The organism is Actinoplanes sp. NPDC048791 (assembly GCF_040650095.1).
GTDB lineage: Bacteria > Actinomycetota > Actinomycetes > Mycobacteriales > Micromonosporaceae > Actinoplanes.
On sequence record NZ_JBEZGQ010000456.1, the window covers coordinates 1 to 6,452 of the forward strand.

At 72.6% G+C, this 6,452-nt stretch carries 8 protein-coding genes; 4 read left to right on the forward strand and 4 right to left on the reverse strand.

The window, feature by feature from the left end; translation table 11 throughout:
- The coding region (locus AB0C29_RS27785) for a LysR substrate-binding domain-containing protein (protein ID WP_360825916.1) at positions 1-661 on the reverse strand (661 nt) is incomplete at its 3' end.
- A 15-nt stretch (positions 662-676) separates the two neighbouring features.
- Entirely contained in the window at positions 677-805 is a 129-nt protein-coding gene (locus AB0C29_RS27790) for a LysR family transcriptional regulator (protein ID WP_360825919.1), read from the reverse strand.
- A 72-nt stretch (positions 806-877) separates the two neighbouring features.
- Between AB0C29_RS27790 and AB0C29_RS27795 the strand changes: the two genes are divergently transcribed.
- On the forward strand, positions 878-1,789 hold the full coding sequence (locus tag AB0C29_RS27795) for an EamA family transporter (RefSeq protein WP_360825922.1): 912 nt from the start codon (positions 878-880) through the stop codon (positions 1,787-1,789).
- Entirely contained in the window at positions 1,786-2,562 is a 777-nt protein-coding gene (hisF, locus tag AB0C29_RS27800; protein WP_360825925.1) for an imidazole glycerol phosphate synthase subunit HisF, read from the forward strand. Before AB0C29_RS27795 ends, hisF begins: the two co-directional genes overlap by 4 nt.
- 202 nt (positions 2,563-2,764) lie before the next feature.
- On the opposite strand, the gene AB0C29_RS27805 is transcribed toward hisF, so the two are convergent.
- Both AB0C29_RS27805 and AB0C29_RS27810 read right to left on the reverse strand, forming a co-directional pair.
- Entirely contained in the window at positions 2,765-3,193 is a 429-nt protein-coding gene (locus tag AB0C29_RS27805; RefSeq protein ID WP_360547949.1) for a hypothetical protein, read from the reverse strand.
- Between the two features lie 253 nt (positions 3,194-3,446).
- On the reverse strand, positions 3,447-4,139 hold the full coding sequence (locus AB0C29_RS27810) for a hypothetical protein (RefSeq protein ID WP_360825927.1): 693 nt from the start codon (positions 4,137-4,139) through the stop codon (positions 3,447-3,449).
- Between the two features lie 59 nt (positions 4,140-4,198).
- On the opposite strand from AB0C29_RS27810, the gene AB0C29_RS27815 reads away from it, so the two are divergent.
- A complete protein-coding gene (locus AB0C29_RS27815; RefSeq protein WP_360825929.1) occupies positions 4,199-5,656 on the forward strand; it encodes a PLP-dependent aminotransferase family protein in 1,458 nt (485 codons plus the stop codon).
- Between the two features lie 311 nt (positions 5,657-5,967).
- On the forward strand, positions 5,968-6,452 hold a 485-nt coding region (locus AB0C29_RS27820; protein ID WP_360825932.1), incomplete at its 3' end, for a transposase.

The window sequence follows — 6,452 nt, forward strand, 5'->3', positions numbered from 1 at the left end:
CCACCACCCGCCGCGTCGGCACCGGCCGCACCGGCACCACCCGCACCCCGGCCGGCAGCGGCGGCCGGGCCAGCCGCGGGACGACCGCGATCCCCAGCCCCGCCGCGATCAACGTCAGCTGCGTCTCGAACTCACCCACGTGGAAGTCCGGCCGCACCCCCGGCACCACCCGCACCAGCCACTCGTGACAGATGTCCCCGGCCTTCGCCGCGATCCACCGCTCGTCGCGCAACTGCGCCAGCCGCACCTCGCGACCCACCGCGAACCGGTGGCCGTCCGGCACGATCAGATCGCCCACGTCCCGGCCGAGCTCCAGGTGGGTGACCCCCGGCGGATAGCGCAGCGCCACCTCCGGCCAGTCGTCCAGCACCGCCAGATCCACGTGCCCGCGCCGCAACATGTCCAGACCCTCGTGCGGGCTGACCTCCACCAGGCCCGTCGTCAGCTGCGGGTGCTCGGTGGCCAGGCGGTGCAACGCGTACGGCAGCAGCGCCCGGCACGCCGTCGCGAAGGCAGCCACCTCCAGCCGGCCGATCACCGTGTCCCGATGGGCCGCCAGTGCCGCCTCGGCCTCGTCGACGCTGGCCAGCACCCGTTCGGCGTGACCGGCGAGCACCCGGCCGGCCTCGGTCAGCCGCAGCCGGCGGCCGTCCTTCTCCACCAGGGTGGCCCCGGTCTAGCGTTCCAGCTTGGCGAGCTGCTGCGACACGGCCGACGGCGTGCAGTGCAGCGCCTCCCCGGCCGCCAGCACCGTCCCGTAGCTGGCCACGGCGTGCAGGGCGCGGAGCCGACCCAGATCGATCATGTAGTCACGCTACATCGTCGCTGTAGCACTATTCGCTGGTGCTTCAGCATCACCGGCGGCGACGCTGGGACGGTGAAACCGCGTGACATCGCCCTCGCCGTGGCCGTGGCCGCCGCCTGGGGCGTCAACTTCGTCGTGATCGCCGTCGGCCTGGACCACTTCCCGCCTCTGCTGTTCTCGGCGCTGCGGTTCCTGCTGGCCGCGTTCCCCGCGATCCTGTTCGCCGGGCGCCCACCCACCCGCTGGCGCTGGGTGATCGCGGTCGCCCTCACCCTCGGCGTGGTGAAGTTCTCGCTGCTCTTCGCCGGGATGGCCGCCGGAATGCCGGGCGGCCTGAGCTCCCTGGTCCTGCAGAGCCAGGCGGTGTTCACCACGGTCTTCGCGGTGCTGCTGCTGCGCGAACGCCCCGGCCGGCGCCGCGTCGCCGGGCTGGCGGTAGCGGCGCTCGGCATCGGCGTCGTCGCGGTCCGGCTCGGCGCGGACGGACTGCCGGCCGGAGCATTCGGCCTGGTCCTGGGCGCGGCCGTGGCCTGGGGGCTGTCCAACGTGGCCACCCGGCAGGCGGCCCCGACCGACACGCTGCGCTTCATGATCTGGGTCAGCGCGGTGGCGACCCTCCCGCTGGCGGTGCTCTCCCTGATCGTCGAAGGCCCGGCCACAGACCTGGCCGCGCTCCGCGCGATCAACCTCCCGGCGGTCGGCGCACTGCTCTACGTCGCGCTGATCTCGACCCTGGCCGGCTTCGGCGCCTGGGGCGCCCTGATCAGACGGTACGGCGCATCGGCCGTCGCCCCGTTCTCGATGCTGGTGCCGATCTTCGGCATAGCCTCGGCGGCCCTGCTGCTGGACGAGACCGTGCACGCGACGGACGTGGCCGGCGGAGTGCTCGTGATCGGCGGCGTCCTGATCGGGGTACTCGGCCCGGCCCGGCCTGTGGATACTCCCGAACCGGCCGGCCGGCCGCTCGATAGGGTTGGGGCATGACGGTGGCGGTACGGGTGATTCCCTGTCTCGACGTGGACGCGGGACGGGTGGTCAAAGGAGTCAACTTCGTCGACCTGCGCGACGCGGGCGACCCGGTGGAACTGGCCGCGGCCTACGACGCCGCCGGCGCCGACGAGCTGACCTTCCTGGACGTGACGGCGTCGTCCGACGACCGCGGCACCATGCTCGACGTGGTCCGCCGCACGGCGGAATCGGTCTTCATCCCGCTGACGGTGGGCGGCGGCGTCCGCTCGGTCGACAACGTCGACACGCTGCTGCGCGCGGGAGCCGACAAGGTCGGCGTCAACACGGCGGCGATCCACCGGCCGGAGCTGATCGCGGAGATCGCGGACCGCTTCGGCAATCAGGTGCTGGTGCTGTCCCTCGACGTACGCCGGCTGCCGTCGGGGCCGACACCGGAGCACCCCAGCGGCTGGGAAGTGACGACGCACGGCGGTCGCAAGAGCGCCGGGCTCGACGCGGTGGAGTGGGCGCGGCGGGCGGCCGAGCTGGGCGCGGGGGAGATCCTGCTCAACTCGATGGACGCGGACGGGACGAAGGCCGGGTTCGACCTGGAGTTGATCGCGGCGGTTCGGGCGGTGGTCGACATTCCGGTGATCGCCAGTGGTGGGGCCGGGGCTGTGGGGCACTTTCCGCCGGCGGTGGCGGCGGGGGCGGACGCGGTGCTGGCGGCCAGTGTCTTCCACTTCGGAGAGTTGACCATCGGCGAGGTCAAGGAGAGTCTGCGGGCGGCGGGTAACCCGGTCCGCTGAGCGACGGGTTGTCCGGCGATCCGCTTCGGCCGGCCGGGCGCGGTCAGGCTTCGGCGACAGGGTCTGGAAGTGTGACCCGGCAGTCTGGGCGGTAGCGCCGCGCAATCGCGTGATCCGGCGGCCTTGTAGGCCACTGCCGCCGAGGCGGCGCCGGCGGTCCCGGATGGCGGCTCGGTCCGGCCTGGCGGCCGAGCCGGTTCGGTCAGCGGCCGTCGGCCAGGCGCAGGGAGTATTCGCGGACGGCCGCGTTGTAGGTGCGCTCGTCCAGCTTCCAGTCGGACTCGCCCGGCGTGGCCGCCCGGTTCAGCTGCGTCTGCAGCGTCACGACCGCCGACGACAGACCGCTGAACGGCCTGGTGCGCCACAGCTGCTCGCCCGCCGGTGCCACCTCGACCAGGTCGTCGTCCACCGTGAGCAGGCCGGCCCCGGCCAGGCGGCGCACGGAATCCTCCAGCTCGGACCGGCTGGGCACGCTGTGGTGCAGGAAGTCGGCCGCGGCCAGTACGTCAGCCAGGCTCGCGCCGGTCACCGGGAGCGCCGCGTGCAGTGCCCGGTCGCGCTCCAGGCGCTCGGCGATGACCGCGGACACGAAGATCCAAGCGTCGTTCCAATGCCAGTCGCCAGCCCCCATGTCGCCATGATGCCGTGCGCCCGCCGAACCGGAAAGCGATTGTGTCGCGATGATCACCAAGCTGTGTCCGCCTGCCCGGACATATCGCCCGCTTCGCCGACCCCGCGAGTGGCGCGCTGGAACCAGCGCCATCGCGAGGCCATATCCGGCATCCGCCATAGCCGATGCCGGGACCGCCGTGGAGCGGGGTGGCATGACTCAGACGACACGCCGCAACGCCCTCCGTGCCGCCGTCGCATTGGCGAGCCTGGGCTCAGGCCACCACGGCCGGCGCCACCTGCGGCGGACCCGGCTGCGCCGGCTCGGCCGCCACGGCCGGGTCATCCGCCGTCGCCGGCACCGCGAAGACCGGCATGAACAACTGCACCAGCGGCCCGATGCCCAGCGCGTACGCCACCGTCCCGAACCCGATCGTGCCGCCCAGCAGCACCCCCACGCCCAGGACCAGCACCTCGATGCTCGTCCGGACCACCCGGATGGACAGCCGCGGCCACCGGCTGACGATCCCCGTCATCAGCCCGTCGCGCGGCCCCGGACCGAACCGGGCACCGATGTACATCGCCGTCGCGACCCCGTTCAGGGCGATCCCGACCACCAGGTACGTGATCCGCATCGCCATCGATCCGCCCGGGGCCAGCACCGCCAGGGCGCCGTCGGCCGCGAAGCCGATCACCACCAGGTTGGCGATCGTGCCGAAGCCGGGGCGCTGCCGCAGCGGGATCCACAGCAGCAGGACCGGGATGCCGGTCAGCAGCACCACCCAGCCGAAGCTGACCCCGGTGGCCTTCGACACACCCTGGTGGAAAACGTCCCACGGGTTCAGCCCGAGGTCGCTCTCCACCATGAAAGCCATGCTTATGCCGTACAGGACCAGGCCCGCGAAGAGCTGGGTCACGCGGCGGGGCAGGCGGGCGCCGACGGGAACGAGGTTGCTGAGACGACTCATAAGTGCCACTCTGAAGGCCAATTAGCGGCGATCAAAGAGCCAATTTGCCGGAGGTGGCCATGACGACGTCGGTTCGCGGGGGCCAATTGGCTCGGCTGCTCGGTCAGTGGCACTCGTTGCCGGGGCGGCATCGCAGTCCGGACTATGCCGCGCTGGCCGGGGCGATCCGGGGGCTGCTCACCGACAGCCGGTTGCCGCTGGGCGTTCGGCTCCCCGCCGAACGGGAGCTCGCCGAGGCGCTGGGCATCAGCCGGACGACGGTCACGGCCGCGTACCGCTCGCTCCGCGAGACCGGCCATCTGACCAGCCGGCGCGGCGCCGGCAGCTGGACCACCCTGCCCAACGGCCATCGTGTCGCGTCCTCGGGCCTGTGGACCCCGGACGACGACATGGACATGATCGACCTCGGCGTGGCCGCCTCGGCCGCGCCCGTCGAGCTCGTGCCCGCCGCGCGGGCCGCCGCCGAGGACCTGCCGCGTTTCCTCGGCAGCGCCGGCTACCACCCGACCGGCCTGATGGAGCTGCGCGAGGCGGTCGCGGCCGGCTACACCGCCCGCGGCGTGCCGACCAGCCCGGAGCAGATCCTGATCACCAGCGGTACGCAGCACGCCCTCGACCTGGTGCTGCGCCTGTCCGTCCCGGCCGGCGCGACGGTGCTGGTCGAGTCGCCGACGTACCCGAACGCCCTGGCCGCTCTCTCCGCCCGCCGCGCCCGGATCAACACGCACGGCCTCGACGCGGCCGCCGCCGGCTGGGACGGCGAGATGCTGCTCGGGGCGCTGCGCCAGACCCGGCCCCGGCTGACGTACGTGATCCCGGAGTTCCAGAACCCGACCGGCCACCTGATGCCCGCCGACCTCCGCGAACGTCTCGTCGCCGCGGCCCACGCCGCCGGCACCGAGCTGGTCGTCGACGAGTCCTTCGTGGACCTGCCGCTGGACGGCACCCCGGTCCCGCCGCCGGTGGCCGTCTTCGACCGGCACTCCCGGGTCGTCTCGATCGGCGGTATGAGCAAGGCCTACTGGGGTGGCCTGCGGATCGGCTGGGTCCGCGCGTCCGCGCCGCTGGTGCAACGCCTCGCCGCCCTGCGCGTCGGCGTCGACATGGCCAGCCCGGTCCTCGAACAACTGGTCGCGTGCCACCTGCTGCGGGACGCGGAGACCATCGTGGCCGCCCGGCGCGCGGAGCTCTCGTCCCGGCGGGATGCGCTGGTCGCGGCGCTGGGCGAGTATCTGCCGGAGTGGCGCTTCACGGTGCCGGCCGGCGGGGTGATGCTGTGGGCGGAGCTGGACGGGCCGATCTCCAGCGCGCTGGCCCGGGCGGCCGAGGACGTCGGCGTACGGCTCGCGCCCGGACCCCGGTTCGGCCTGGACGGCACCCTCGAACGCTTCATCCGGCTGCCGTTCGCGCTGCCCGCGGACGACCTGCGGGAAGCGGTCCGCCGGATCGCGTCGGTCCGCCACGACCTGGACCGCGCCGCCCGCCCGGCCTGGCGCACCCCCGCCGTCATCGCCTGACAGAGATGATGTTCATGAGCACCTCCCGCCGGGGTCTGACCCATCGCCTGACTGACTTCGGGTCTTCACCGGGATTTGTCGGCCTCGGTCGGGAGGTGCTCGTGCACTCAACCGGACGTGGCGTTGTGACTTCATAGGAGCCTGGCTAGAGGCCCCATCTCTGTCTTGTCCGCGTTGCCCGGCTGGTGCGTGCCGCCCTGCCCCCAGTCACGAACGGCAGGACGACGATGCCTCCTATTACACCGCAAGGCACCGCGATCATTGAGGTCACCGGTGGCGTCGACACCCATCAAGACACCCACACCGCTGCCGTGATCGACCCGATCGGGCGGGTGCTGGGAACTCAGCAGTTCCCTGCCACAGCGGTCGGTTACGCCGCTCTGCTGGCCTGGATACGCGGGTTCGGCCAGGCATCACGGATCGGGGTCGAGGGGACCGGCGCCTACGGCGCAGGGCTCGCCCGCCGGCTGCGCAGCGAAGGTATGCAGGTGATCGAGGTCGACCGGCCCAACCGCAAGACCCGCCGGTTCCAGGGCAAGTCTGACCCGATCGACGCCATCGCCGCGGCCAAGGCCGCCCTGGCCGGCGAACGCACCGGCATCCCCAAACAGCGCGCCGGCCGCGTCGAAGCACTCCGCAACCTGCGAGTAGCCCGCCGCAGGGCCGTCGACCAGCGCGCCGATGCCCAACGCCAGATCAAAACCCTGATCGTCACCGCCCCCGACGAGTTGCGCGCCCACCTGCGCGGCTTGGCCGTCAAGCAGCTGATCAGCACCTGCGCGAACCTGCGACCCGA

Bases quoted from the DNA above. Each gene is read 5' to 3' on its own strand.
- AB0C29_RS27790 (WP_360825919.1), bottom strand. From the start codon at position 805: ATGATCGATCTGGGTCGGCTCCGCGCCCTGCACGCCGTGGCCAGCTAC.
- hisF (WP_360825925.1), top strand. From the start codon at position 1,786: ATGACGGTGGCGGTACGGGTGATTCCCTGTCTCGACGTGGACGCGGGA.
- AB0C29_RS27805 (WP_360547949.1), bottom strand. From the start codon at position 3,193: ATGGGGGCTGGCGACTGGCATTGGAACGACGCTTGGATCTTCGTGTCC.
- AB0C29_RS27810 (WP_360825927.1), bottom strand. From the start codon at position 4,139: ATGAGTCGTCTCAGCAACCTCGTTCCCGTCGGCGCCCGCCTGCCCCGC.
- AB0C29_RS27815 (WP_360825929.1), top strand. From the start codon at position 4,199: ATGACGACGTCGGTTCGCGGGGGCCAATTGGCTCGGCTGCTCGGTCAG.